Below are 22,765 nucleotides of genomic sequence, written 5' to 3' on the forward strand. Positions count from 1 at the left end.
ACAATCGGTGCCGGGTAGTCCCGTCCGATGATCACCCCCATTGCTTCCTGCTCGCTACGCGCCATTTGCCAGGGCGCGTGGATATATTTGCTGGCGACTTTCGCCAGTTCGGGCACGTAGCGGCGAATGAACTTGCCCTCCGGGTCGAAGCGTTCGGACTGCGTTACCGGGTTGAAAATGCGGAAATACGGTTGCGCATCGCAGCCGGTCGAGGCCGCCCACTGCCAGCCGCCATTGTTGGCCGACAGATCGAAATCGTTGAGCTGATCGGCAAAGTATTGCTCGCCGAGTCGCCAGTCCAGGCCGAGATCCTTGCTCAGAAATGAAGCGACGATCATGCGCAGCCGGTTATGCATCCAGCCGCTGTGATTGAGCTGGCGCATCGCCGCATCGACCAGCGGATAGCCGGTACGGCCTTCCTTCCAAGCGGTCAGGCCAGCCGGCCAGTCGGCCCAGCGCACGGCATCGTAGGCCGGTTTGAAAGCCCGGTTAACGACGTGCGGAAAGTGGTCGAGGATCATGAAATAAAAGTCCCGCCAGATCAGTTCGTTAAGCCAGGTCGTGTCCTTGGCATTCAGCGCGCGGCGCACCAGTTCGCGAATGCTGATGGTGCCAAAGCGCAAATGCACCGACAGGTAGGAAACGCCCTTCACCGCCGGGAAGTCGCGCAGCGCCCCATAGTGCTCGATGCGTTCCTGGCGGAACTCGTCCCACAAGGCGCGGGCGCCTGACATGCCGGGGCGGATGCCCAGTTCGCCGAGGTCGGTTGGCGCGAAGCCGATGTCGTCCAGCGTCGGTACGCCGGCCCACGACGCTGTTCCGGCGAGCTGTCCCCGGCACGGCCATTCGGCGCAGTCCGCCGCCGTCAGGCGTTTGCACCAGGCGTTCTTGTACGGCGTAAACACCGAGAATGGATTGCCGGCCTGGGTCAGCACCGCATTGCCATCGAAAATCGCCTGATCCTTCAAGGCATGGAAGGTGATGCCTTCAGCCCGCAAGGTTTCAGCGACCTGGGCGTCGCGCTGCTTGGCCGCCGGTTCGTAGTCGCGGTTGGCGTACACCGCCGACACGCCGAGTTGCCGGGCGAGCGCCGGAATTTCCTCGGTAGCCCGGCCCTGGCGGACGATCAGCCCGCCGCCTTTGGCGCGCAGTGCAGTGTCGAGTTCGAGCAGCGAGGCGTGAATGAAATCAACGCGGCGGTCGCGCCGCGCCGGCAAGGCGTCGAGAATCTCACGGTCGAAAACAAAGGCGCAATAGACCGCCGGCGCCGCGGCCAGTGCTGCGCTCAGGGCAGCGTGGTCATGGTCGCGCAGGTCGCGGCGAAACCAGACCAGGGCTTTTTCTTTTTTCATGGTTGGTTTGTACCCTCCCGACGATTAAAATTCCAGTCATGGACAACGTCAACCTGACCGACAACTTCCTCATCGCCATGCCGACGCTGGAAGATCCCTATTTCTCGAATTCCCTGATCTACATTTGCGAACACAATGAGAACGGGGCGCTGGGGATCATTGTCAATCGTCCGATCGACATGAATCTGGCCGGGTTGTTCGACAAGATCGACATCAAGCTGGCGGCCGAAAATCTCGCCGACCTGCCCGTCTACTTCGGCGGCCCGGTCCAGTTGGACCGCGGCTTCGTCCTCCATCGCCCGATCGGCAAGTGGCAGTCGACGCTGGCCGTCAATAGCGAGGTCGGCCTGACCAGCTCGCGCGACGTGCTCAACGCTGTCGGGCGTGACGGTCTGCCCGCCGAAATCATCGTCACCCTCGGTTATTCCGGCTGGGATGCCGGGCAGCTTGAAAACGAGTTAACGCAAAATTCCTGGCTGACCGTACCGGCCAGGGCCGACATCCTCTTCGACCTGCCGCCGGAAGAGCGCCTGCCGGCGGCCATGCAAAAGTTGGGGATCAGCTTCACCCAGCTTTCCGACGTGGCCGGACACGCATGAGGCGGTCAGCTCGTTGATGGGCACTGTCCTCGCGTTCGATTTTGGCGAAAAGCGCATCGGCGTCGCCACCGGCGAAACGATGCTCGGCACGGCCCACCCGCTGACCACCATCCACGCCGAATCGAACGATGATCGTTTCGCTGCCATCGCCAAGCTCATCGCCGAGTGGCAGCCGGTGCAACTGGTCGTCGGCCTGCCCTGCCACGTCGACGGCACGCCACATGAAATGACCCGGCTGGCCACCAAGTTCGCCGAGCGCCTCAAGCGCCGCTACAACCTACCGGTCGGCTTTGCTGACGAGCGCCTGACCTCAGTCGATGCCGAGTCCCGCCTGCGCGAAACCGGTCGCCACGGCAAATCCGCCAAGCCTCTGCTCGATGCCGTGGCGGCCCAACTCATCCTTGAAACCTGGTTTGAAAGCCCGCACCATGTCACCCCAGCCTGAAGTCTTACCCGACGCCGAGGCGCAGTGTCGCCAACTGGCCGACCTCATCCGTCCCCAACTAGCGCGCCAGCCGGCGCTGGTTGGCATCTACAGCGGTGGCGCCTGGATCGCCGAGCGTCTGCGCGAACTGCTCGATTTGCCGGAGGAAATCGGCCTGATCGACGTTTCCTTCTATCGCGATGATTTCGCCGAAAAAGGTCTGCATCCGCAGTGCAAACCGACAGTTATTCCGTTTGATGTCGAAGGCCGTCACCTGATCCTCGTCGATGACGTGCTGTACACCGGCCGCACGACGCGGGCGGCGATCAACGAGCTATTCGACTATGGCCGCCCGGCCTCGATCGAACTGGCCGTTCTGGCCGACCGCGGCGGGCGCGAGTTGCCGGTCGCGGCAACCTACGGCGCCTGGACCGTGGAACTCAATGATCACCAGAATCTGGTCCTCGCCAAGCAGGACGACGGTCGACTGGCGTGGAGGATGGAAAATGCTTAACCCGCAGTTGAACAAAGACGGCGAACTGACTCATCTGCTAACCATTGAGGGCCTGCCGCAGCGCATCCTGACGCAGATTCTCGACAATGCCGCCTCCTTCATGGAGGTCTCGGCCCGCGAGGTCAAGAAGGTGCCGCTGCTCCGAGGCAAGAGCGTCTTCAACCTGTTCTTCGAGAATTCGACGCGGACCCGCACTACCTTCGAGATCGCCGCCAAGCGTTTGAGCGCCGACGTCATCAATCTCGACATCAACAAGTCGTCGGCCAGCAAGGGCGAGACGCTGCTCGATACCATCGACAACCTGTGCGCCATGCATGCCAACCTGTTCGTTGTCCGCCATGCCTCAAGCGGCGCGCCCTATCTGATCGCCGAGCACCTGCGGCGCATCGGCCGTGACGATGTGCACGTCGTCAATGCCGGCGACGGCCGCCACGCCCACCCGACGCAGGGCCTGCTCGATATGTACACCATCCGCCACTACAAGCAGGATTTCACGCAGCTGCGCGTCGCCATCGTCGGCGACATCCTGCACTCGCGCGTCGCCCGTTCCGACATCCACGCGCTGACCACGCTCGGCGTTCCGGAAGTTCGCGCCATCGGCCCGGAAACCCTGTTGCCGAAGCATCTCGACAAACTCGGCGTGCAGGTTTTTCACGACATGAATGAAGGTTTGAAAGACGTCGACGTGGTCATCATGCTGCGCCTGCAGAACGAACGGATGAACGGTGCGCTGCTCCCGTCGGCCGGCGAATATTTCCGCCACTACGGCCTGACGCCGCAAAAACTGGCGCTCGCCAAGCCCGACGCCATCGTCATGCACCCGGGGCCGATGAACCGCGGTGTCGAAATCCACTCGGCCGTAGCCGACGGATCGCAGGCCGTCATCCTGCCCCAGGTCACCTTCGGCATCGCGGTCCGCATGGCCGTCATGAGCATCGTTGCGGGGAATTGAGATGAACATTCTTATTCAAAATGGCCGCGTAATTTGCCCCCAAAACGGCGTTGACCGTAGCAATACCGCCCTCTACATCGCCGCCGGCAAGATCGCCGGCCTCGGCGATGCGCCGGCCGGCTTCGTCGCCGACAAAACCATCGACGCCGCTGGCTGCGTTGTCTGTCCGGGCCTGATCGACCTCGGCGCCCGTCTCAATTCCATCGAGGCCGAACTGGCCGCCGCCGTCGCTGGCGGCGTGACCACCGTCGTCGTTCCGCCCGATGCCGACCCGCCGCTCGACGAGCCGGAACTGGCCGATCGTCTGGTCCATCGCGGTGCCGAAATCGGCAAGGCGCGCGTCCTGCCGCTCGGTGCCTTGACGCTGGGCCTAAAGGGCGAGCATCTGGCCGAACTGGCCGGGCTCAGGAAAGCCGGTTGTGTCGCCTTCTCGCAGGCTAACCGGAGCATCGTTGATACCGAAGCCCTGCTCCGCGCCATGGAATACGCCGCCACCTTCGGCTTCGCTGTCTGGCTGCAGCCGCAGGATTACTGGCTGGCGCGCAACGGCATCGCCCACGAGGGCGAGGTCTCCAGCCGTCTCGGTCTGGCCGGCATCCCGGTTGCCGCCGAAACCATCGCCGTCGGCACCATCGTCCAGCTCGTGCGCGACACCGGCTGCCGCGTCCATCTGACCCGCCTCTCGTCAGCGGCTGGTGTGGCCCTGGTTCAGCGGGCGCAGCATGAAGGCCTGCCGGTGACTTTCGACATCGGCGTCCATCACCTGCTGCTGACCGAGAACGACATCGGTTTCTTCAACCCGCACGCCCGTTTCTGCCCGCCGCTGCGCGCGCAAAGCGACCGTCAGGCGCTGTCGACGGCGGCTGCGGCCGGGCTGGCCGCCATCTGCTCCGACCACACGCCGGTCGGCGCCGACGACAAGTTGCTGCCCTTCGGCGAAGCCAAGCCGGGGGCGACCGGGCTTGAAATGCTCTTGCCACTCACCCTCAAGTGGGCGGAAGAAGCCGACGTCAGCCTGCCCGATGCGCTGGCCCGCATCACCTCGGCGCCGGCTGCGGTGCTTGCTCTGCCCAGCGGCCAGTTGTCGATCGGGGCGGCCGCCGACATCTGCATCTTTGACCCGGAAGCAACCTGGCAAGTGACGCCGGAAGCACTCAAGAGCCGTGGCAAAAATTCGCCCTGGACCGGCCACATGATGTCCGGCAAGGTGAAATCCACGCTGGTTGGCGGACGCGTCGTTTTTTAGGCGATGGGCGCCGGTTGGTCGCGTTCCACGGTCAACCGGAAAAAACGGCCACTTTTTTCAGGCGTGCGCGAAGCCGGCGACGGCTTCGCTGGTCGCGCCCTGAACTTCGACCACCTTGCGCCGCGAGGTCTGGCCACTTTTCAGGTTGACCGCCGATTTCGGCAGTTTCAGCGTGTCGGCGATGAACTTGATCAGCGCTTCGTTGGCCTTGCCGTCGACCGGCGGTGCGGCGAGCCGAATCTTGAGTGCGTCGCCATGCCGCCCGGCAAACTCGGTTTTCTTGGCGCCGGGCTGGATGTGCAGGGTCAGCGTAATGCGGCCATCGGCGGCCTGGCGGAACCAGTCAGTCATAGAAACATCAGCGCCGCTTGCAGGAGCAAGATGGCGACCAAGGGCGACAGGTCGATGCCGGAAATCGCCGGAATGATGCGGCGGAGCGGATCGAGCAGCGGTCGGGTGAACTGATTGGCCGGTGCCGCCAGCGGCGAGTAGGGATTGACCCAGGACAACACGGCCTGCAGGATCAGTGCGCCGATCAGGATGTACACGGCCAGCCGCAGCAGGCTGCGCAGGGCCAGCCACAGGATCATCGGGGCGAGGCTGGCGCCACCGACGTCGCCGAAACGAGATGCCGCGCCGACGATGATGCCGGAGAAAATCATTTGCAAGGCCAGGGCCGCCAGCAGGCTGGCCCAGTCGAAACCGCCGGCGCCGGGGATGACGCGGCGCAGCGGCTTGACCGCCCAGTTGGTCAGCTTGACGACGAAATCGCCGATCTGCCCGGCAAAGGAAACGCGCATTGCCTGCATCATGAAACGCAGCAGGAACAGCGTGCAGAAAAAGCTGGCGATGGCGTCGAGCAGAAAAACGATGGCCTGCATCAGTCGGCTCCGAGAATCTTGCCAAGTTCCTGGCCGCGCGCCGCCGCCGCCATGCAGCCGGCGACGATGCCGTCCTTGACGCCGCGTTCGGCCATGACGGCCAGCGCGGCGGCCGTGGTGCCGCCCTTGGAGGTAACGCGTTCGCGCAGGATAGCCGCCGGTTCGCTCGACTGGGCAGCCAGCGCAGCAGCGCCCTGCACGGTTTCGATGGCCAGCAGGCGACCTTGCTCCGGCGTGAAGCCGAGGTCGGCGGCGGCCTGTTGCAGCGCTTCGATGAACAGGAAAACATAGGCCGGGCCACTGCCCGAAATGGCGGTGACGCCATCGATCTTCGCTTCGTCCTCGATCCAGACGGTGGTGCCGACAGCGCGCAACACGCGGTCGGCAGCCGCGCGCTGGTTAGCGCTCACTTCCGGCAAGGCGCACAGCCCGGTGATGCCGGCGCCGATCAGGGCCGGCGTGTTCGGCATGCAGCGGACGATCTGGCGATGGCCACCGAGCCAGCGCGACAGCGCCGTCATGTCGAGCCCGGCGGCGATGCTGATGACCACAGCGTTGCCCAGTTTGCCGACGAGCGGGGCGACGGCTTCCTTCATCTGCTGCGGCTTGACGGCCAGCACCAGGATGTCCGGCGCGGCCGGGGCGGTTTCGGCGCTGGCATGGCAGCTGACCGCATAGGCGGCGGCCAGTTTGGCGCGCGCTTCGGCGCCCGGGTCAATGACCTCGATGTCGCTGGCTGCGAAGCCTTGCTTGAGCATGCCGCCGATCAGCGCGTTGGCCATGTTGCCGCCACCCAGGAAAACAATCTTCATCTTAATTTCTCTCACCAAAAATCGCCGTGCCGATGCGAACGATGGTCGCGCCCTCGGCCACGGCTGCTTCAAGATCGTGGGACATGCCCATGGACAGGGTGTCGAGCGGCAGACCGGCCGCCCGGATGTGGTTGTAAATCTCCCGAACGCGACGGAACGCAGCGCGCTGCGCCGCCGGGACATCGGTCGGCTCGGGGATCGCCATCAAGCCGCGCAGGCGCAGGCCGGGCAGGGCGGCGACAGCCTGACACAAGGCCAGCGCCTGGTCGGGGGCGCAACCGCTCTTGCTGGCTTCGCCGGAGACATTGACCTGAACGCAGACCTGCAGGGGGGGCAGGCCGGCCGGGCGCTGGGCCGCCAGGCGCTCGGCGATTTTCAGGCGTTCGATGGAATGCACCCAGTCGAAATGTTCGGCCACGGCCCGCGACTTGTTGCTCTGCAACGGGCCAATAAAATGCCATTCGAGCTTCCGTTCGGTGAGCGCTGTCAGCTTGTCGATGCCTTCCTGCACGTAGTTCTCGCCGAAGGCACGCTGTCCGGCATCGGCGGCTTCAATCACGCTAGCCAGTGGCCATGTTTTGCTGACAGCCAGTAACCGTATGCTTTCCGGCGAACGGCCGGCAAGCGCCGCCGCATCGCTGATACGGGCTTGGACAGCTTGCAGGTTGTCGGCGATTGCGCTCATAATCCATTGGGAATTTACAACAAACCAAGTATACACGCGCGCCGAGGACGATCCGCATGGACATCACCGAACTGCTGGCTTTCAGCGTCAAGAACAAGGCCTCCGACCTCCACCTGTCCTCCGGCCTGCCGCCGATGATCCGCGTGCATGGCGACGTCCGGCGCATCAACCTGCCGGCCATGGAACACAAGGACGTTCATGGCATGGTGTACGACATCATGAACGACGGCCAGCGCAAGGTGTATGAAGAGACGCTGGAGTGCGACTTTTCCTTCGAAATCCCCAATCTGGCGCGTTTCCGGGTCAATGCCTTCAATCAGCATCGCGGCGCCGGCGCCGTGTTCCGGACTATTCCGTCCAAAGTGCTGACGCTCGAAGAGTTGAACTGCCCGAAGATTTTCAAGGAAATCTCCGAGTATCCGCGCGGCATCGTGTTGTGTACCGGGCCGACCGGTTCGGGCAAATCGACGACGCTGGCGGCGATGGTCAATCACGTCAATGAAAACGATTACGGCCACATCCTGACCGTCGAAGACCCGATCGAATTTGTGCACGAATCAAAAAAGTGCCTGATCAACCAGCGCGAAGTCGGGCCCCACACGCTGTCTTTCGCCAATGCCCTGCGTTCGGCGCTGCGTGAAGATCCGGACGTTATCCTGGTCGGCGAAATGCGCGACCTGGAAACCATTCGCCTGGCCCTGACGGCGGCTGAAACCGGCCACCTGGTGTTCGGTACGCTGCATACTTCGTCGGCCGCCAAGACGGTGGACCGCATCGTCGACGTCTTCCCGGCGGCGGAAAAGGAAATGGTTCGCGCCATGCTGTCTGAATCGCTGCGTGCGGTCATTTCGCAAACGCTGCTCAAGACCAAGGACGGTTCCGGCCGGGTCGCGGCGCATGAGATCATGATCGGCACGCCGGCCATCCGCAACCTGATCCGCGAGAACAAGGTCGCCCAGATGTATTCGGCGATCCAGACCGGCCAGAATTTCGGCATGCAGACGCTCGATCAGAACCTGGTCGACCTGGTGCGGCGCAATATCGTGTCGACCGCCGAAGCGCGCTTCCGTGCCGCCAACAAGGATGCTTTCCCGGCTTGATCGGGCATCTGACAGAACAGACAAGGGGAAACTATGGAACGCGATCAGGCAATGAAATTCATGCACGATCTTTTGCGTCTGATGTCGCAAAAGAAAGGCTCCGACCTGTTCATCACGGCGGGGTTTCCGCCCGCCATCAAGATCGACGGCAAGATCACGCCGGTTTCAAATCAAATTCTGACGCCGCAACATACGGCCGAGTTGGCCCGCTCGATCATGAATGATCGCCAGGCGGCCGAGTTCGAAGCGACGAAGGAATGCAATTTCGCCATTTCGCCGGCTGGGATCGGGCGTTTTCGGGTCAATGCGCTGGTTCAGCAGGGCCGCGTCGGCGTCGTCTGCCGGACGATCAACATGACCATCCCGACCCTCGACGAGCTGCAGTTGCCGCCGGTGCTCAAGGATCTGGCAATGACCAAGCGCGGCCTGATCATCTTCGTCGGCGGTACCGGCACCGGCAAGACGACCTCGCTGGCGGCGCTGGTCGATTACCGCAACGAAAATTCCTACGGTCACATCATCACCATCGAAGACCCGATCGAATACGTGCATGACCACAAGAACTGCATCGTCACCCAGCGCGAAGTCGGCGTCGATACCGACGACTGGGGCCCGGCGCTGAAGAACACGCTGCGTCAGGCGCCGGACGTCATCCTGATGGGCGAAATCCGCGACCGCAACACCATGGACTACGCCATTGCCTTCGCCGAAACCGGTCACCTGGCCTTGGCAACATTGCACGCCAACAGCGCCAACCAGGCCATCGACCGGATCATCAACTTCTTCCCGGAAGAGCGTCGTCAGCAACTGCTCATGGACCTCTCGCTCAACCTCCGTGCCCTCGTTTCGCAGCGCCTGATTGCGAAAAAGGACGGTCGCGGGCGGATGGCGGCCATCGAGGTGATGCTCAACTCGCCGCTGATTTCCGACCTGATCTTCAAGGGCGAGGTGCACGAGATCAAGGAGGTCATGAAGAAATCCCGCGAGCTCGGCATGCAGACTTTCGACCAGGCGCTGTTCGACCTCTACGAAGCCGGCAAGATCACCTACGAAGATGCGCTGCGCAACGCCGACTCGCTTAACGACCTGCGCCTGCAGATCAAGCTGCACGGCAAGGAATCGAAGGACCGTGATCTATCGACCGGCATCGGTCACCTCGACATCGTCTGAGCCAAAGGAGCCTCTCATGCACACCTTGAAACATTCCATTTTTGCCCTTTTTTTCGGGTTGACCGTGGGCGTCGCCCAAGCCGGGGCGCTCGATGCCATTTCCAGCGGTGATGCCAGTGCTGGCGTCAAGGAAGCGCTGGCCAAGGGCGCTGATTACGCCGTTTCGTCGCTCGGCAAGAACGGCGGTTTCCTCGGCAACGACAAGGTCAAGATCAAGCTGCCCGGCTATCTGGAAAAGGCCGATTCGGCGCTGCGCATGTTCGGTATGGGCAAGCAGGCTGACCAACTGGTCGAAACGATGAACCACGCGGCCGAAAATGCCGTGGCCGAAGCCAAGCCGATCCTCACCGAATCGATCAAGAAAATGAGCGTCAAGGACGCCAAGGACATTCTGACCGGCGGCGAGGACAGCGTGACGCAGTATTTCAAGCGCACCTCGACCGATCAGCTGACTGCCAAATTCAAGCCGATCGTCAAGCAGGAAACCACCAAGCTCAAGCTGGCCGACCAGTACAACAAGTTTGCCGGTAAGGCAGCGAGCGCCGGCTTGGTCGACAAGCAGAATGCCGACGTTGATAGTTACGTGACGCAGAAGGCCATGGACGGCCTCTTCCTGATGATCGCCGAAGAAGAAAAGAAGCTACGCGCCAATCCGCTCGGCGCCGGTAGCGATCTGCTGAAAAACGTCTTCGGCGCGCTGAATTAAAGCTATCGGCTTTAAATGCCGTCATTGGGGGCAAGGAGTCCCCAATGAAACTCACCCGTTTGTCGAGCACCACGCAACGCGCCACTCGTGAATCGAGCGAGCGCGTGCGTCCGGTCGACAACGAACAGATCCGGCGGGTCGAAGTCATGGAAGGCATCGAAGGCGATCGTCAGCGCAGCCTGCAGCAGGAGATCGCCGAGGTTGATCCGGGCGCCGTTGGCGACTTTCATGGCCATGAACGCGTGCGGCAAGGGGTGCGCGACGTCGCAGCGCAATTGCTCGAATTGGATGTCGGCACGGATAGCCTGATCAAGCCCGGCGTGCCGCTGGATCGTCTGATCGGCATCGACGACAGCGCCTGAGACCGCTTCCACGGTCAACCAGAAAATTGGCCGATTTTCAGCATTGAGTCGGTAGGTTAGAATCAAGGCAACCTATCCAGCGCGCCCCGCCTCGTCGGGGCGCCGTCATTTGCACAGTCATGTCCGGCCTCAATCAACCGCAACGCGAAGCGATCCACTACCTCGACGGCCCCCTGCTGGTGCTGGCGGGTGCCGGCTCGGGAAAAACGCGGGTGATCACGCAGAAAATCGCCTACTTGGTGCAGAGCTGCGGCTTCAATCCGCGCAATATCGCGGCCATCACCTTTACCAACAAGGCCGCCAAGGAAATGCAGGAGCGCATCGGCAAACTGCTCTCCAAGCCGCAAGCCGACGAATTGCAGATTTCGACTTTCCACTCGCTGGGCGTCCGCATCCTGCGCGAAGAAGCCAAGGCGCTCGGCTACAAACCGCGTTTCTCGATTTTCGATTCGGCCGATTGCGCCGGCATCATCAGCGAAACGGCCGGAACCGTCGACAAGGCGACGCTGCGCATCGTCCAGTCCACCATCTCCAACTGGAAGAACGGGCTGGTTACGCCCGAGGCGGCGCGCCATCTGGCCACCGACGAACATCAAAAGCTGGCCGCCCACGCCTACCTGTCCTACGAAGCGACGCTCAAGGCCTATCAGGCGGTCGATTTCGACGATTTGATCGGCCTGCCGGTCAAGTTATTCAGCGAGCATCCGGAAATCGCCGACAAGTGGCAGAACCGGCTGCGTTACCTGTTGGTCGATGAATACCAGGACACCAACGCCTGCCAGTACCAGCTACTCAAGCTGCTGGCCGGCGTTCGCGCCCAGTTCACGGCGGTCGGCGACGACGATCAGGCGATCTACGGCTGGCGTGGCGCCGACATCGAAAATCTCAAGAAGCTGCCGACCGAGTTTCCCGCCCTCAAGGTCATCAAACTTGAGCAAAATTACCGGTCGACCGTGCGCATCCTCAAAGCCGCCAACAACGTCATCTCGCATAACGAAAAGCTGTTCGACAAGAAACTGTGGTCGGACCTCGGCCACGGCGAACAGATTTCCGTCACCGCCTGCCGCGACAATGACGCCGAGGCCGAAGGCGTGGTCATGAAACTGCAGGCGCACAAGTTCGAGCATCGCGCCAAATTCAAGGATTACGCCATCCTCTACCGCTCCAACCACCAGGCGCGGATTTTCGAGGAATACCTGCGCGACCACCGCATTCCCTACCTGCTCTCCGGCGGCAAGTCCTTCTTCGACAAGGCCGAAATCAAGGACATCACCGCCTACCTGCGCCTGCTCGCCAACGAAGACGACGACCCCGCCTTCATCCGCGCCGCCACCACGCCCAAACGCGGCATCGGTGCGGCGACGCTGCAGGTACTCGGCATCTATGCCGGCGAGCGTCACGTTTCGCTATTTGCCGCGGCCTTCGAAGAGGGCTTCGCGCAACGCGTCCAGCCCCGTCAACTCGACCCCCTGCTCGAATTCTGCAACTTCATCAACCGCACCCAGTCGCGGGCCAGCAAGGAGCCGGCGCATCAGGTCCTGCCCGACCTGCTCAAGGCCATCGATTACGAAACCTTCCTCTATGACCACGAAGAGGAGCGCACGGCGCAAACGCGCTGGGCCAACGTCTGCGAATTCGCCAACTGGCTGAACAAGAAAGGCGAACAGGACGGTAAAACGCTGGTGGACCTGACCCAGAGCATCGCCCTGATCAACATGCTCGACAAGCAAAACGACGACGATTACGACGCCGTGCAACTGTCGACCCTGCATGCCGCCAAAGGGCTGGAATACAAGAATGTCTTCCTGGTCGGCGTCGAGGAAGGCATCCTGCCCCACCGTGAATCGGTCGATCCGGCCAAGATTGAAGAAGAGCGCCGCCTGATGTACGTCGGCATCACCCGCGCCCAGCACACCTTGAACATTTCTTACTGCGAACGCCGCAAACAGGCCCGCGAATTCGTGCCTTGCGAGCCATCGCGCTTCATCGACGAAATGGGCAAGGAAGATGTTCGTTTCACCGGCGGCAAACAGGATGTCCCGCCCGACAAGGCCACCGGCAGCGCCCGGCTCGACGCCATGAAGGCGATGCTGGCTGGAAACAAGCGCTAACCGCTTGGTGACACCCCGTTACAACGGGTTACTCTCCTTATGACATCCGGGCGGTAACCGGTCGCGTTATTCGGCACAAGGCAGCGCAATTTTGCAAAGCCGGATCAAAAAACCGAATTAACAACACTGGAGAATCAAAAAATGACCAAACAACTCGTCGCCATCATCCTTGCCACCGCTTTTGGTATTGCCCACGCTGCTGACGTCAAGCCGACTGCCGCTGAAGTAAAGGCTGCTGCCGCCCCGGTCGCCGCCACCGTCAAGGCCGAAGCCCCGAAGACTGCTGAAGCAGTCAAGGCGCCGGAAGCCAAGCCGGCTGTCGTCGCCCCGGAAATGAAGAAGGATGAAGCATCGGCTACCGCCAAGCACGCTGCCAAGGCAAAGAAAGCGAAGAAAGTTGCGAAGCCGGCTGAGGCCGCCGCACCTGCTGCCGTACCGGAAGCCGCGAAGGCTGCAGAACCGGCCAAGAAGTAAGGAATCCGCAGGATGTCAGCCACAGCCCTCCAAAAGCTGTGCTGGCCGGGGCGCTCACGAGGCGCCCTTTTTTACGTCGACAAAAAAGGGAGGCCGTAGCCTCCCCTGATGTGAGCGATGAAGTCTTACTTTGCCTTGCTCATCACGTATTCGACAGCATTCTTGACCTCTTCGTCGGACAACGTGGCGCCGCCCTTCGGGGGCATGGCGTTCTTGCCGTTGGTGACGCTCTTGATCAGCGCGTCCTTGCCCTGGGCAAGGCGGGGCGCCCAGGCACCCTTGTCGTCGATCTTCGGAGCACCGGCCGCGCCGGTGTTGTGGCAGGCGCCGCAGACCGTGTTGAAAATTGTGACGCCATCGCGAGGGCCGCTGGCGGCAGGTGCTTCAGCCTTGGCCAGTTCAAACTTGGCGACCGGTTGAATGCGAATATCAGCTTCATCGGCAGCGTTGCTGGTGTTTCCCGTCGAGCCGCCTTTGTTGGCGGTCAGCGGATAAATGACAGCGATCAGAAGGGCGGCGACGATGATCGTTGCCCACATGATGCTCTTGGAAGAATGTTGCTCGGCCATGCTCAAGACCCCAGTGCAATGTTTAAAAACACCATTATAACGGCGCACTGTAGCGATCGAGCAAAAAAAACCCCGCCAGCGGCGGGGTCGAAATTCTCGAAAGGGGGAGTTTCGAGAGGAGGGGTTCAATGCACAATTGCAGTGTAGGTTCCTGCGCTCCCAAAGTCTGTCGTACTTTCGTAGCCTTCTGTAACAAAATGTGGCCGTATTAAAATTGTGCGGCGCACAATAGCGAAAAATGGTCGTTAAAACGGTACGAAACCATCCTCTAAGGGGATTCGTCCCAATGCCTTTAGCTAGCGTTTCTGTTGATTCAGCTTTCGATGCGGCAGATCTGGACGGCGGTTTTCGGAACCTGGTAATCGGTCGCCAACTGGTGTATTGCCGTGTCTTCGATGGCTTCATCTTCGCTGACCACGAAGTGGCGGGCACCCGTGTAGTCCTGCGGGATGCCAGCGCGGTCCTGGGTTATGCGGTAATGGATCTTGACGTTCATGGCTGTTCTCGATTTATGGACGATTATTGTTCCTGTGCATCGAGTATAGCCTGATTATGTTGCGGTGCAATATCGGATTTCCACAGGTTCTTTGGAGCCAGTCGTACTCGGTTTTTTGTCGGTGTCCAGGGAGGGTGCGACATTCGGTTTGGGGTGCGTGCTAGGATTGAGTGTGATGTCTGAACTGGAAAAACTGGCTGAATTGCTGGGGCGCCTGCTCGTTGAGCGTGGCGAATGGCTGGCTGTTGCCGAGTCGTGCACCGGCGGCTGGCTCGCTCAGTCAGTGACGGCGATTGCCGGAAGCTCAACCTGGTTCGACCGGGGTTTCGTGACTTACTCGAACGCCGCCAAAGTCGACATGCTCGGCGTCCCTGAAAGCACGCTGGAGCGCCATGGCGCGGTTTCCGAAGCGGTGGCGAGGGCCATGGCACAGGGTGTTCTGGCAAACAGTCGAGCCGACTGGTCGGTGGCGATTACCGGTATCGCCGGGCCGAGTGGTGGTTCGCCGGATAAGCCGGTGGGAACCGTCTGTTTCGCCTGGGCCGGCAAGGATGCCGGATGTGAGGCACGAACCTGCCTGTTCAGCGGAGATCGGGCGGCGGTTCGCGAGCAATCAGTGCGTTACGCGCTCAGAGGCCTGATTGAGCGAGTCGGGGTGGCTGTCTATCGCGCTTGAGGCGGCCGGGATTTTCCAGGATACTCGCAAATAATATAAAAATTCGAAAAATGCACCAAGGAAGGCCGACTGGGTCAAATCGATGCGTTACGTTGAACTGAATGGTGAATCCATTGAGCAAGCGCTCAACGAATGGTCTCCGAGGCAGGCCGGGGCGGGGATTGTGGCCTTGTTGCCGGAAGCGGAAAAGGACCATCTGCCTATATTGCAGGCAGCTTGCCGGCAGCATGGGCTGGCCCTGGCTGGCGGAATTTTCCCCGCTCTGATTCGGCAGGAGGCTTTCCTGAGCCAGGGCACCTGGCTACTCTGCTTCGATCAAATGCCGCCGCATTTTTTGTTGACCTCCGTGAATGCTACCGGCAATGCCGCCAGCACCGTTGCCGCAGCGGCTCGCGAGGGCTTGAAGAGTTGTCCGGCCGGGGCGTCAAAGCCGACGTTGTTCATGCTCTTCGATGGCATGGTGCCGAACGTCGCCAGCATTCTCGACGACATCTACTTCGAGCTCTCGAATCGTGTCGAGTATGGCGGGGTCAACGCGGGGAGCGAAACTTTCCAGCCGATGCCCTGCCTGTTCGACGAAACAGCGTTGGTCAGCGATGGCGTCCTCGGTTTGCTGTTGCCCGGCAACATGGCGCCGACACTCGAGCATGGTTTCGCGCAGCCGGAGCGTGCGATGTGCGCAACTTCGACCAAAGGCAACCGGATTGCAATGATTGACTGGCGGCCGGCATTCGATGTCTATCAGGAAATTATCAAGGGGCAGTACGGCATCGACCTGAGACGCGACAATTTTTACGAATACGCTGTGCATTTTCCCTTCGGCATCCTGCGCGCCAATGGCGATGTCGTGGTGCGTATTCCCGTGGCGTTGAGCGACGACGGTTCACTGCATTGCGTTGGCGAAATTCCCGAGAACGCCATGCTGGTGCTGCTGCAGGCCCCGGCGGCCGGGGCGCATGGCTGTATTGCGCGGCTGGCCGATCGTCTGTGCGGCGGCCATGGCACGATGCAGGGAATGCAATTGCTGACCTTTTATTGCGCCGGTCGGCGCCTGCATCTCGGTGCCAATGCCGAGAAAGAACTGGCTGAACTTCAGGCCGGCACGGAGGCAGATGAGATGGGGGGCGCCTTGTCGCTGGGCGAAATCGGCAGCACCGTGCGCTGGGGCTACCCGATGTTCCACAATGCGACGCTGGTCTGTTCGCCCTGGCCGATGGCATGAACCGCGAGCAGATTCTCAGTGTTCTTTATGACCTTTCGCTGACCGTCGGCGGCGAGCTTGGTCTCGATAGCCTGCTTAAAAAAACGCTGCAACGCCTGCTTTTCCACACCTCGTTCCCGGCTGGCGTTGTCCTCGCGGAGCCCAGTATCACGGAATTCGGGGTGTCGGCCATTCTGGAAAGCGCGATCGGCGATTACCTGCTGGCTGAGCGTTACGGGGCGCGTTTCAACTTGCCGAGCGGTCTGTTGTCGGGAAAGGTCCAGTTGCTGGATGATCCGGTCTTGCTTCGCCCCTTGTCGCTTGATCAGGCGTATACCCATTGCCTCCATCTGCCGGTCGATGAGCACTACACCATCCTCCTCCTGTCACCTGCTGCGCCGCCTTCCGATCTGCCATTGACGCAGATATTCCAGCCGGTCCTGGCCAATCTGGCCAAGGCGATCATTCTTTGTCGCAACAATGAGCGCCTGACCCAGGCGCTGGCCGACGACCGTGACGATGCGCGGGCCGAGCTGGCGGTGGCGCTGGCCCAGAGTGAGCGCGAGCGGGCTTTTCTCGATTCGCTCTATGACGCGATCCCGGACCTGGCTTGGGTGAAGGATCCGAATGGCGTTTATCTGTCGTGCAATCCGACTTTTTCGCGGCTTTACAACGCCAGCGAATATGACATCGTTGGGCGCACCGACGACGATTTCGTCAGCCATGAACAGGCCGAGTTCTTCCGCGCCAATGACCGTGCCGCGGCGGCCGCTGGCGGTCCGACGGTGAACGAGGAATGGCTGACTTTCGCCGATAACGGCTATCGGGGATTGTTCGAGACGATCAAGACGCCGATGCGCGACAAGGAGGGCGAATTGATCGGTGTGCTTGGCGTGGCGCGGGAGATTACCGAGCGGCGGCGCGTCGAAGAGGCTTTGCGGAATAGCGAGGCGGAGCTCGAACAGCATCGGCGCCACCTTGAGGCGATGGTTGCCGAGCGTACCCGCGATCTGGCGCAAGCCAACGCCCGGCTCGAACAAACCCAGTTTGCGATGGACCGGGTCGGATTGGGTATCCATTGGGTCGATGCTGACGGGCGCTTCGTGTATGTCAATCATGTCGCCGCCCAGATTCTCGGCTATGCGGTCGAGGAGTTGCTGCAGTTGAGTGTGCCCGATATTGACCCGGCTTTTCCGCCCGGAGGGTTCGCCGAGGCCACGCTGGAAATGCGGCAGACGGGCCGTGCCAGCCTGGATAGCTGGAATCGGCACCGCGACGGTCACTTGATTCCGGTGCACCTCAATATTTATTTCCGGCCGGAAACTGCTAGCGATCCGGCGCGCTTCATCACCTTTGTCAGCGACATCAGCGAGCGCAAGCGGGCCGAGCAGGAATTGCGCGAGGCGAAGGATCTGGCCGAGTCGGCGACCAAGGCGAAGAGTGCCTTCCTGGCCAATATGAGCCATGAAATCCGGACGCCGATGAACGCCATTCTCGGCTCGGCGTACCTGATGCGTCGCGGCGGGGTCGATGATGCCTTGCGTGTGCCCTTGAATCGCATCGAAGCCGCGGGCCAGCATTTGCTGGCAATCATCGATGACATTCTCGATCTGTCGAAAATCGAGGCGGGCAAGCTGGTGCTCGAAGAGGCGCCGCTTGTGCTGTCCCGCTTGATGAATGAAGTCGCCGAGATGCTGGCCGGGCGCGCGCGTGAGAAAAATCTGGCGTTGCGCGTCGAGTCGGCGGTCTGGCCGGGCTGCCTGCTCGGTGATGCGACGCGGCTGCGTCAGGCGCTGCTCAATTACGCCAACAATGCGATCAAGTTTACCGAGAGCGGCACAATCAGGCTGCGTTGCCAGGTCCTTGAGGAGGATGCCGAGAGCGTGCTGATCCGGTTGGAGGTGTCGGATACGGGCATCGGTATTGGGCCCGAAGCCTTGGCCCGCCTGTTTTCACCGTTCGAGCAGGCCGATGCATCGACCACCCGCAAGTACGGTGGCACCGGGCTTGGACTGGCGATTACCCGGCATCTGGCGGCGTTGATGGGCGGCGAAGCGGGGGCCGAAAGTACGCCAGGCAAGGGCAGTGTTTTCTGGATTACGGCGCGCCTGAAACGGCCGCCGGCAGAAGTCGGGGACTCGACATCGCCGGTCCTTGGTGGCCATATTGAAGCCATGCTCAGGCGCCAGTTTGCCGGGCGCCTGGTGCTGCTCGTCGAGGACGATGCGATCAATCAGGAAGTGGCGCAAATGCTCCTCGAAGACGTCGGCCTGGTCATCGATGTGGCCGAGGACGGCGGCGAAGCGGTTGCCAAGGTGGCCAGCAAGGATTACGCACTGGTCCTCATGGATATGCAGATGCCGCGCATGGATGGACTGGAGGCGACCCGGCGCATCCGTCAGCTGGCCAATCGCCAGGATTTGCCGATTCTGGCGATGACCGCCAATGCTTTTGCCGAAGATCGCGAACAATGTTTGCAGGCCGGGATGAATGATTTTGTCAGCAAGCCGGTCAATCCGACCTTGCTTTATACGGCCCTATACCACTGGCTGGGCGGTGCCGAGGTCGTGTGATCAAGTTTTTCCGGAATGCTACGGTCAACTGAAAAAAACGGCCAAATTTGAAATCTTAAAGTCCCGCTTCGGCGACGATTTCCCGCAGCAAGGGGGCGACCAGCTTGGCCGCCGGGCCTTTCGGCTGTCGATAGCTTACCCAGCTTGTGTTCTGCTCGCCGGGCAGCGTGTAGATCGAGATGGCGAATGGGCAGAACGCGATGTTGTGTGGGTCCAGCTCCATCATTTTGCGCGATAGACCCGCCGAACAGAATTCGATGATTTCCGCCTTCTCGAAGATCGGGTGTGTCGCGCCGATGTCGGCGCCGGTCCGCTTCAGCATGTCCGCGATGTGCGAAGTGTAGTTGATCACCAGCCCACGGTTTTCGATGGCCATGACGATGGCGTCGCGGGTGTCGGCAAAATTGCTGGCCAGCCGTCTTTTGACCAGCCACTCATCGGCCTGGGCCACCGCTGCGGCCAACGCGAAGTATAGGAAAAAGGCAAGGTGGCGCATGCTGATCTCAATATTAGCGATTGATGATTCACTCATTTTAGGCGATGTGCGGGGCCTGCGGTCGACGCTAAAAACGGCCAAAAACCTTATTCCGGCAAGGGCTCGAACAGCGCGGCGAGATCGTCGGTGCCGAATTTGACGTCGACACGATAGTCGTCCGTCAGAATACCCGCCGCCAACTCGGCCTTGCGTTCCTGCAGGGCGAGAATTTTTTCCTCGATACTGCCGCTGACGATCAGCTTGTAGACGAACACCGGCTTGTCCTGGCCGAGGCGGTGGGCGCGGTCGGTGGCCTGGTTTTCGACGGCCGGATTCCACCACGGGTCGTAGTGGATCACGGTGTCGGCGGCCGTCAGGTTGAGGCCAACCCCGCCGGCCTTCAGGCTGATCAGGAAAATCGGCACCTCGCCATTCTGGAAGCGGTGGATCGGCACTTCGCGATTGACCGTATCGCCGGTCAGCGTGACGTAGGCGATACCGGCCTTGTCGAGTTCGTGCTCAATCAACGCCAGCATGCTGGTGAATTGCGAGAAGACGAGGACGCGCCGGCCTTCCTCGACCAGTTCGGGCAGCATCGCCATGAGCAGGTCGAGCTTGGCCCGTTCCGGCACCTTCCGGGCGGCGGTGGCCTTGACCAGGCGCGGGTCGCAGCAGACCTGGCGCAGCTTCAGTAGTGCGTCGAGGATGACGATCTGGCTGCGCGCGAAGCCGCGGCTGGCGATTTCGTCGCGGACCTTGGCATCCATCGCGGCGCGCACCGTTTCGTAAAGGTCGCGCTGCGACCCTTCAAGCTCGACGCTGCGGATGATGATGGTTTTCGGCGGCAGCTCCTGGGCGACGTCTTCCTTCTTGCGGCGCAGGATGAAGGGCCGGATGCGGCGGGCGAGCAGGCTGCGGCGGCGGAGGTCGCCCTGCTTCTCGATCGGTGTCCGCCAGTGGCGCGTGAACTGCTTGCTGGTGCCGAGAAAGCCGGGCAGCAGGAAATCGAACTGGCTCCACAATTCGCCGAGATGGTTTTCCAGCGGCGTACCAGTCAGGCACAGGCGATGCCGGGCATCGACCTTGCGCACGGCCTCGGCGCTCTGGCTCTGGGCGTTCTTGACCGTCTGCGCCTCGTCGAGAATGAGCAGGTGGTAGCTGTGCTGCATCAATTCTTCGGCGTCGCGCCAAAGCAGCGGATAGGTCGTCAGCACCACATCGTGCTGCATGATTTGCGGGAAATGGGCCTTGCGTTCCGGGCCGTGCAGCGACAACACCTTGAGCGCCGGAGCGAAGCGCGCTGCCTCGTTCTTCCAGTTGAAGATCAGCGAGGTCGGCAGGATGATCAGGGCCGGCTTGTCGAGGCGGCCGGCCTCCTTTTCCATGAGCAGGTGGGCCAGCGTCTGCGCTGTTTTGCCGAGGCCCATGTCGTCGGCCAGAATGCCTGACAGATTGTGCTCGCGCAGGAACTGCAGCCAGGCCAGGCCTTCCTTCTGATAAGGACGCAGTTCGAGCATGAAGCCGTTCGGTGGCTCGACGTTGCCGATGCCCTGCGCCTTGAGCAGGCGCTCGGCCAGCGCCATGATGTCGCTCTGGCCGCGGAACTGCCAGCGGCTGAGGTCGGAGAGCTCGGCCAGTCGTGGCGCATCGAAACGCGACAGGCGCAAGGTGTTGCCGCCGGTAAAGCCGTCGAAGAGGTCGATCAGCGTCGCGGCCAGCGGCTTGAGGCGGCCGGCTGGGACGCGCAGGCGTTTGCCGCGCGCGGTGTAAAGATCGATGCCTTCGTCGTCGGGCACCCGCTCGAGTTCGGCTGCTTCCAGCCAGCGCGGGTCGCTACGGAAAAGATTGGCCAGCAGCGGAGCCAGCGGCAGGCGCTCGCCTTCAACCATGACCCCCATATCGAGATTGAACCAGCCGTTGTCGGCCTCATAAAGCTCAGCCTCCCAGCCGTCGACCTCGATGACGTGGTGACGGAAATCCTCGGGGAACTCGACCTGCCAGCCGGCTTCCTTGAGGCGCTGAGTGCCATCCTGCATGAAGGGCACCCAACTGGCCTCTTCGGCCAGCCCGTAAATGCCTTCCGGCGGGCTGCCAAAGGTGTGCAGGGTGTGCCCGGGGATCTTCTGCAGGCCACAGCCTTGAAGCGCCAGCAGCGACTTGGCTTCCTCCTCGGGGCGGCGCTTCAGGCGGATGGTTTCGCCTTCCGGCAGGGTGATGAATTCGCTTTTTTCTTCCGGCCGCACATCCGCATCGCCGTAACGGAAAACGACTTTGGCGACATCGAAGGGGCCGCCGCCGAAGCTCTGCGGATAATTACGCCAGGCCCGTTGGCCGTGCGTATGCAGCGTTTCAAGCTGGAGGATGGGAATCAGCGGGGCGTCGACCAGGCGCAGGCGGGCGCTGGCAGCGGAGCCGGGGAGCGGCAGGTCGGGGGCCAGTTCGGATAGCGCTTCGGCGACCAGCGCCGCTTCGTTGGCTGAGAGTGGCGGCAGCGAGAACAGGCGATTGATGACGTCCGGGTTGCCGGTGACCTCCAGCGGCCCGGCTTCGCCTTCGGCCAGATCGATGTACCACGGCGGATCGACGGCGACGACCATCTCGGCCGACGGCTCCGGCTTCAAATGCGGGCGCTGGAAACCCATGCCGTCCACCTGCCAGCCGACGCTGGCTGGCCGGGGCGGCCCGGCATTGAGCGGTAGGCCGAGGTCGTCTTCCGGATAGAGGCGATGGCTGGCCGCCATGCGTTGCAGGATTTCGGCGCCGTGCTTGGGGCCCAGACCGAAGGCGCGCAAGCCGGTTTCATGGCCGCGGTCAGCCCAGATCAGGCGCAGGATGCCGAGGTCTTCCTCATTGACGAACTGCGGCGGGGTGACCAGTGCGCGGTCAACCTTCCACCACTCTTCGGCATTTTCCGGGTACTTGCCCTTGCGGATCTCGATGCCGAACTGGTGCTTGTCGGCCGTCCATTTGAGGATGTAGAAAAGCTGCTGGCGGGCGCTGGCCGGGCGGGCCTTCTTCTTGGCGACGGCAACCGAGACACGGCGCAGGTCTTCGAGCCAGGACAGGGCGCTGCCGCTGACCGGTTCCTTCGGGTTGCGCTCTTCGATGGCCTTGAGCAGCATGGCGGCGACGTGCTTGCAATGCTTGCCGGCGGCGCAGGTGCAGCGGCTGATCACTGCCATCTCGCCGCTCTGGGCCTGGCTCAGATAGGCCTGCACGACGTAGGGCTGGCTCGACGAGCCAGGGACCAGGGCGCGCATCTGATTGCCCTCGATGCTCAGTTCGCGCACCAGGTCGACGTAGGGGCGGGCCTTGTTGATGTCGCGCGTGGCGAACCACTCGGCGATGTTCTCTTCAGTGAAGGTGGTGAGGTTGACGATGGCCATC

Annotated in this window: 23 protein-coding genes; 14 read left to right on the forward strand and 9 right to left on the reverse strand. The window is 61.8% G+C overall.

Annotated features, from left to right (window positions below):
- Nucleotides 1–1,352 (reverse strand): cryptochrome/photolyase family protein (locus tag ADADOO_RS16900; RefSeq protein ID WP_511278680.1); only part of this gene is annotated, 1,352 nt, incomplete at its 3' end.
- A 38-nt stretch (nt 1,353–1,390) separates the two neighbouring features.
- Here ADADOO_RS16900 and ADADOO_RS16905 point away from each other — a divergent pair.
- Genes ADADOO_RS16905 through ADADOO_RS16925 form a run of 5 tightly spaced genes read left to right on the forward strand, consistent with a single transcriptional unit; the run spans nt 1,391 to nt 5,087 of the window.
- Nucleotides 1,391–1,951 (forward strand): YqgE/AlgH family protein, encoded by a 561-nt coding sequence (locus tag ADADOO_RS16905; protein ID WP_511278681.1) that lies wholly within the window; start codon nt 1,391–1,393, stop codon nt 1,949–1,951.
- A 16-nt stretch (nt 1,952–1,967) separates the two neighbouring features.
- Nucleotides 1,968–2,396: a Holliday junction resolvase RuvX gene (gene ruvX, locus ADADOO_RS16910; RefSeq protein WP_511278682.1), complete on the forward strand. Its 429-nt coding sequence runs from the start codon at nt 1,968–1,970 to the stop codon at nt 2,394–2,396.
- Complete coding sequence (pyrR, locus tag ADADOO_RS16915) at nt 2,380–2,889, forward strand: bifunctional pyr operon transcriptional regulator/uracil phosphoribosyltransferase PyrR (RefSeq protein WP_511278683.1); 510 nt, start codon at nt 2,380–2,382, stop codon at nt 2,887–2,889. Before ruvX ends, pyrR begins: the two co-directional genes overlap by 17 nt.
- Nucleotides 2,882–3,841 carry an aspartate carbamoyltransferase catalytic subunit gene (locus ADADOO_RS16920; RefSeq protein WP_511278684.1) on the forward strand — a complete coding sequence of 320 codons (960 nt, stop codon included), beginning with the start codon at nt 2,882–2,884 and terminating at the stop codon, nt 3,839–3,841. Before pyrR ends, ADADOO_RS16920 begins: the two co-directional genes overlap by 8 nt.
- Before the next feature lies 1 nt (nt 3,842).
- Nucleotides 3,843–5,087, forward strand: a complete 1,245-nt coding sequence (locus tag ADADOO_RS16925; protein ID WP_511278685.1) for a dihydroorotase — start codon at nt 3,843–3,845, stop codon at nt 5,085–5,087.
- A gap of 57 nt (nt 5,088–5,144) precedes the next feature.
- Here the strand turns inward: ADADOO_RS16925 and ADADOO_RS16930 are convergent, their stop codons facing one another.
- The 4 genes from ADADOO_RS16930 to ADADOO_RS16945 are packed head-to-tail and all read right to left on the reverse strand — an operon-like array spanning nt 5,145 to nt 7,465.
- Nucleotides 5,145–5,438: a DUF167 domain-containing protein gene (locus tag ADADOO_RS16930; RefSeq protein WP_511278686.1), complete on the reverse strand. Its 294-nt coding sequence runs from the start codon at nt 5,436–5,438 to the stop codon at nt 5,145–5,147.
- Nucleotides 5,435–5,968: a YggT family protein gene (locus tag ADADOO_RS16935; RefSeq protein WP_511278687.1), complete on the reverse strand. Its 534-nt coding sequence runs from the start codon at nt 5,966–5,968 to the stop codon at nt 5,435–5,437. Before ADADOO_RS16935 ends, ADADOO_RS16930 begins: the two co-directional genes overlap by 4 nt.
- Nucleotides 5,968–6,780, reverse strand: a complete 813-nt coding sequence (gene proC, locus ADADOO_RS16940; RefSeq protein WP_511278688.1) for a pyrroline-5-carboxylate reductase — start codon at nt 6,778–6,780, stop codon at nt 5,968–5,970. The genes ADADOO_RS16935 and proC overlap by 1 nt, the downstream gene beginning before the upstream one ends.
- A gap of 1 nt (nt 6,781) precedes the next feature.
- A complete protein-coding gene (locus ADADOO_RS16945; RefSeq protein ID WP_511278689.1) occupies nt 6,782–7,465 on the reverse strand; it encodes a YggS family pyridoxal phosphate-dependent enzyme in 684 nt (227 codons plus the stop codon).
- A gap of 56 nt (nt 7,466–7,521) precedes the next feature.
- On the opposite strand from ADADOO_RS16945, the gene ADADOO_RS16950 reads away from it, so the two are divergent.
- The 6 genes from ADADOO_RS16950 to ADADOO_RS16975 all read left to right on the forward strand — a co-directional run bounded on the left by ADADOO_RS16950 (nt 7,522) and on the right by ADADOO_RS16975 (nt 13,388).
- Nucleotides 7,522–8,565 carry a type IV pilus twitching motility protein PilT gene (locus tag ADADOO_RS16950; RefSeq protein ID WP_511278690.1) on the forward strand — a complete coding sequence of 348 codons (1,044 nt, stop codon included), beginning with the start codon at nt 7,522–7,524 and terminating at the stop codon, nt 8,563–8,565.
- 33 nt (nt 8,566–8,598) lie between these two features.
- Nucleotides 8,599–9,735: a PilT/PilU family type 4a pilus ATPase gene (locus ADADOO_RS16955; protein ID WP_511278691.1), complete on the forward strand. Its 1,137-nt coding sequence runs from the start codon at nt 8,599–8,601 to the stop codon at nt 9,733–9,735.
- Nucleotides 9,736–9,751: 16 nt separating this feature from the next.
- Nucleotides 9,752–10,441, forward strand: a complete 690-nt coding sequence (locus ADADOO_RS16960; RefSeq protein WP_511278692.1) for a DUF4197 domain-containing protein — start codon at nt 9,752–9,754, stop codon at nt 10,439–10,441.
- 44 nt (nt 10,442–10,485) lie between these two features.
- Complete coding sequence (locus ADADOO_RS16965) at nt 10,486–10,803, forward strand: hypothetical protein (RefSeq protein WP_511278693.1); 318 nt, start codon at nt 10,486–10,488, stop codon at nt 10,801–10,803.
- A gap of 119 nt (nt 10,804–10,922) precedes the next feature.
- Complete coding sequence (locus ADADOO_RS16970) at nt 10,923–12,914, forward strand: UvrD-helicase domain-containing protein (protein WP_511278694.1); 1,992 nt, start codon at nt 10,923–10,925, stop codon at nt 12,912–12,914.
- A gap of 141 nt (nt 12,915–13,055) precedes the next feature.
- Nucleotides 13,056–13,388, forward strand: a complete 333-nt coding sequence (locus tag ADADOO_RS16975; protein WP_511278695.1) for a hypothetical protein — start codon at nt 13,056–13,058, stop codon at nt 13,386–13,388.
- A 125-nt stretch (nt 13,389–13,513) separates the two neighbouring features.
- Here ADADOO_RS16975 and ADADOO_RS16980 read toward each other — a convergent pair whose 3' ends face one another.
- Together ADADOO_RS16980 and ADADOO_RS16985 are read right to left on the reverse strand one after the other, a co-directional pair.
- Nucleotides 13,514–13,957: a c-type cytochrome gene (locus ADADOO_RS16980; RefSeq protein WP_511278696.1), complete on the reverse strand. Its 444-nt coding sequence runs from the start codon at nt 13,955–13,957 to the stop codon at nt 13,514–13,516.
- Nucleotides 13,958–14,270: 313 nt separating this feature from the next.
- Nucleotides 14,271–14,453, reverse strand: coding sequence for a hypothetical protein (locus tag ADADOO_RS16985; protein ID WP_511278697.1), 183 nt, complete (start codon nt 14,451–14,453; stop codon nt 14,271–14,273).
- Between the two features lie 175 nt (nt 14,454–14,628).
- On the opposite strand from ADADOO_RS16985, the gene pncC reads away from it, so the two are divergent.
- The 3 genes from pncC to ADADOO_RS17000 all read left to right on the forward strand — a co-directional run bounded on the left by pncC (nt 14,629) and on the right by ADADOO_RS17000 (nt 18,903).
- A complete protein-coding gene (gene pncC / locus ADADOO_RS16990) occupies nt 14,629–15,129 on the forward strand; it encodes a nicotinamide-nucleotide amidase (protein WP_511278698.1) in 501 nt (166 codons plus the stop codon).
- An 82-nt stretch (nt 15,130–15,211) separates the two neighbouring features.
- A complete protein-coding gene (locus ADADOO_RS16995; RefSeq protein WP_511278699.1) occupies nt 15,212–16,351 on the forward strand; it encodes an FIST signal transduction protein in 1,140 nt (379 codons plus the stop codon).
- Nucleotides 16,348–18,903: a PAS domain S-box protein gene (locus ADADOO_RS17000; protein ID WP_511278700.1), complete on the forward strand. Its 2,556-nt coding sequence runs from the start codon at nt 16,348–16,350 to the stop codon at nt 18,901–18,903. The genes ADADOO_RS16995 and ADADOO_RS17000 overlap by 4 nt, the downstream gene beginning before the upstream one ends.
- 55 nt (nt 18,904–18,958) lie before the next feature.
- On the opposite strand, the gene ADADOO_RS17005 is transcribed toward ADADOO_RS17000, so the two are convergent.
- On the reverse strand, nt 18,959–19,480 hold the full coding sequence (locus ADADOO_RS17005; protein WP_511278701.1) for a DUF302 domain-containing protein: 522 nt from the start codon (nt 19,478–19,480) through the stop codon (nt 18,959–18,961).
- A gap of 5 nt (nt 19,481–19,485) precedes the next feature.
- A complete protein-coding gene (locus ADADOO_RS17010; protein WP_511278702.1) occupies nt 19,486–22,764 on the reverse strand; it encodes a DEAD/DEAH box helicase in 3,279 nt (1,092 codons plus the stop codon).
- Between the last annotated feature and the right edge of the window lies 1 nt (nt 22,765).

Origin of the sequence: Azonexus sp. (assembly GCF_036170495.1) — a bacterium.
GTDB lineage: Bacteria > Pseudomonadota > Gammaproteobacteria > Burkholderiales > Rhodocyclaceae > Azonexus.

What these genes read in the sequence shown, in the direction of transcription:
- ADADOO_RS16960 (WP_511278692.1), top strand. Translation starts at nt 9,752, where the DNA reads ATGCACACCTTGAAACATTCCATTTTTGCCCTTTTTTTCGGGTTGACC.
- pncC (WP_511278698.1), top strand. Translation starts at nt 14,629, where the DNA reads ATGTCTGAACTGGAAAAACTGGCTGAATTGCTGGGGCGCCTGCTCGTT.
- ADADOO_RS16930 (WP_511278686.1), bottom strand. Translation starts at nt 5,438, where the DNA reads ATGACTGACTGGTTCCGCCAGGCCGCCGATGGCCGCATTACGCTGACC.
- ADADOO_RS16970 (WP_511278694.1), top strand. Translation starts at nt 10,923, where the DNA reads ATGTCCGGCCTCAATCAACCGCAACGCGAAGCGATCCACTACCTCGAC.
- ADADOO_RS16995 (WP_511278699.1), top strand. Translation starts at nt 15,212, where the DNA reads ATGCGTTACGTTGAACTGAATGGTGAATCCATTGAGCAAGCGCTCAAC.
- ADADOO_RS16920 (WP_511278684.1), top strand. Translation starts at nt 2,882, where the DNA reads ATGCTTAACCCGCAGTTGAACAAAGACGGCGAACTGACTCATCTGCTA.
- ADADOO_RS16925 (WP_511278685.1), top strand. Translation starts at nt 3,843, where the DNA reads ATGAACATTCTTATTCAAAATGGCCGCGTAATTTGCCCCCAAAACGGC.
- ADADOO_RS16955 (WP_511278691.1), top strand. Translation starts at nt 8,599, where the DNA reads ATGGAACGCGATCAGGCAATGAAATTCATGCACGATCTTTTGCGTCTG.
- ADADOO_RS16975 (WP_511278695.1), top strand. Translation starts at nt 13,056, where the DNA reads ATGACCAAACAACTCGTCGCCATCATCCTTGCCACCGCTTTTGGTATT.
- pyrR (WP_511278683.1), top strand. Translation starts at nt 2,380, where the DNA reads ATGTCACCCCAGCCTGAAGTCTTACCCGACGCCGAGGCGCAGTGTCGC.
- ADADOO_RS16905 (WP_511278681.1), top strand. Translation starts at nt 1,391, where the DNA reads ATGGACAACGTCAACCTGACCGACAACTTCCTCATCGCCATGCCGACG.
- ADADOO_RS17000 (WP_511278700.1), top strand. Translation starts at nt 16,348, where the DNA reads ATGAACCGCGAGCAGATTCTCAGTGTTCTTTATGACCTTTCGCTGACC.
- proC (WP_511278688.1), bottom strand. Translation starts at nt 6,780, where the DNA reads ATGAAGATTGTTTTCCTGGGTGGCGGCAACATGGCCAACGCGCTGATC.
- ruvX (WP_511278682.1), top strand. Translation starts at nt 1,968, where the DNA reads ATGGGCACTGTCCTCGCGTTCGATTTTGGCGAAAAGCGCATCGGCGTC.
- ADADOO_RS16980 (WP_511278696.1), bottom strand. Translation starts at nt 13,957, where the DNA reads ATGGCCGAGCAACATTCTTCCAAGAGCATCATGTGGGCAACGATCATC.
- ADADOO_RS16950 (WP_511278690.1), top strand. Translation starts at nt 7,522, where the DNA reads ATGGACATCACCGAACTGCTGGCTTTCAGCGTCAAGAACAAGGCCTCC.
- ADADOO_RS16935 (WP_511278687.1), bottom strand. Translation starts at nt 5,968, where the DNA reads ATGCAGGCCATCGTTTTTCTGCTCGACGCCATCGCCAGCTTTTTCTGC.
- ADADOO_RS16965 (WP_511278693.1), top strand. Translation starts at nt 10,486, where the DNA reads ATGAAACTCACCCGTTTGTCGAGCACCACGCAACGCGCCACTCGTGAA.
- ADADOO_RS16945 (WP_511278689.1), bottom strand. Translation starts at nt 7,465, where the DNA reads ATGAGCGCAATCGCCGACAACCTGCAAGCTGTCCAAGCCCGTATCAGC.
- ADADOO_RS16985 (WP_511278697.1), bottom strand. Translation starts at nt 14,453, where the DNA reads ATGAACGTCAAGATCCATTACCGCATAACCCAGGACCGCGCTGGCATC.
- ADADOO_RS17010 (WP_511278702.1), bottom strand. Translation starts at nt 22,764, where the DNA reads ATGGCCATCGTCAACCTCACCACCTTCACTGAAGAGAACATCGCCGAG.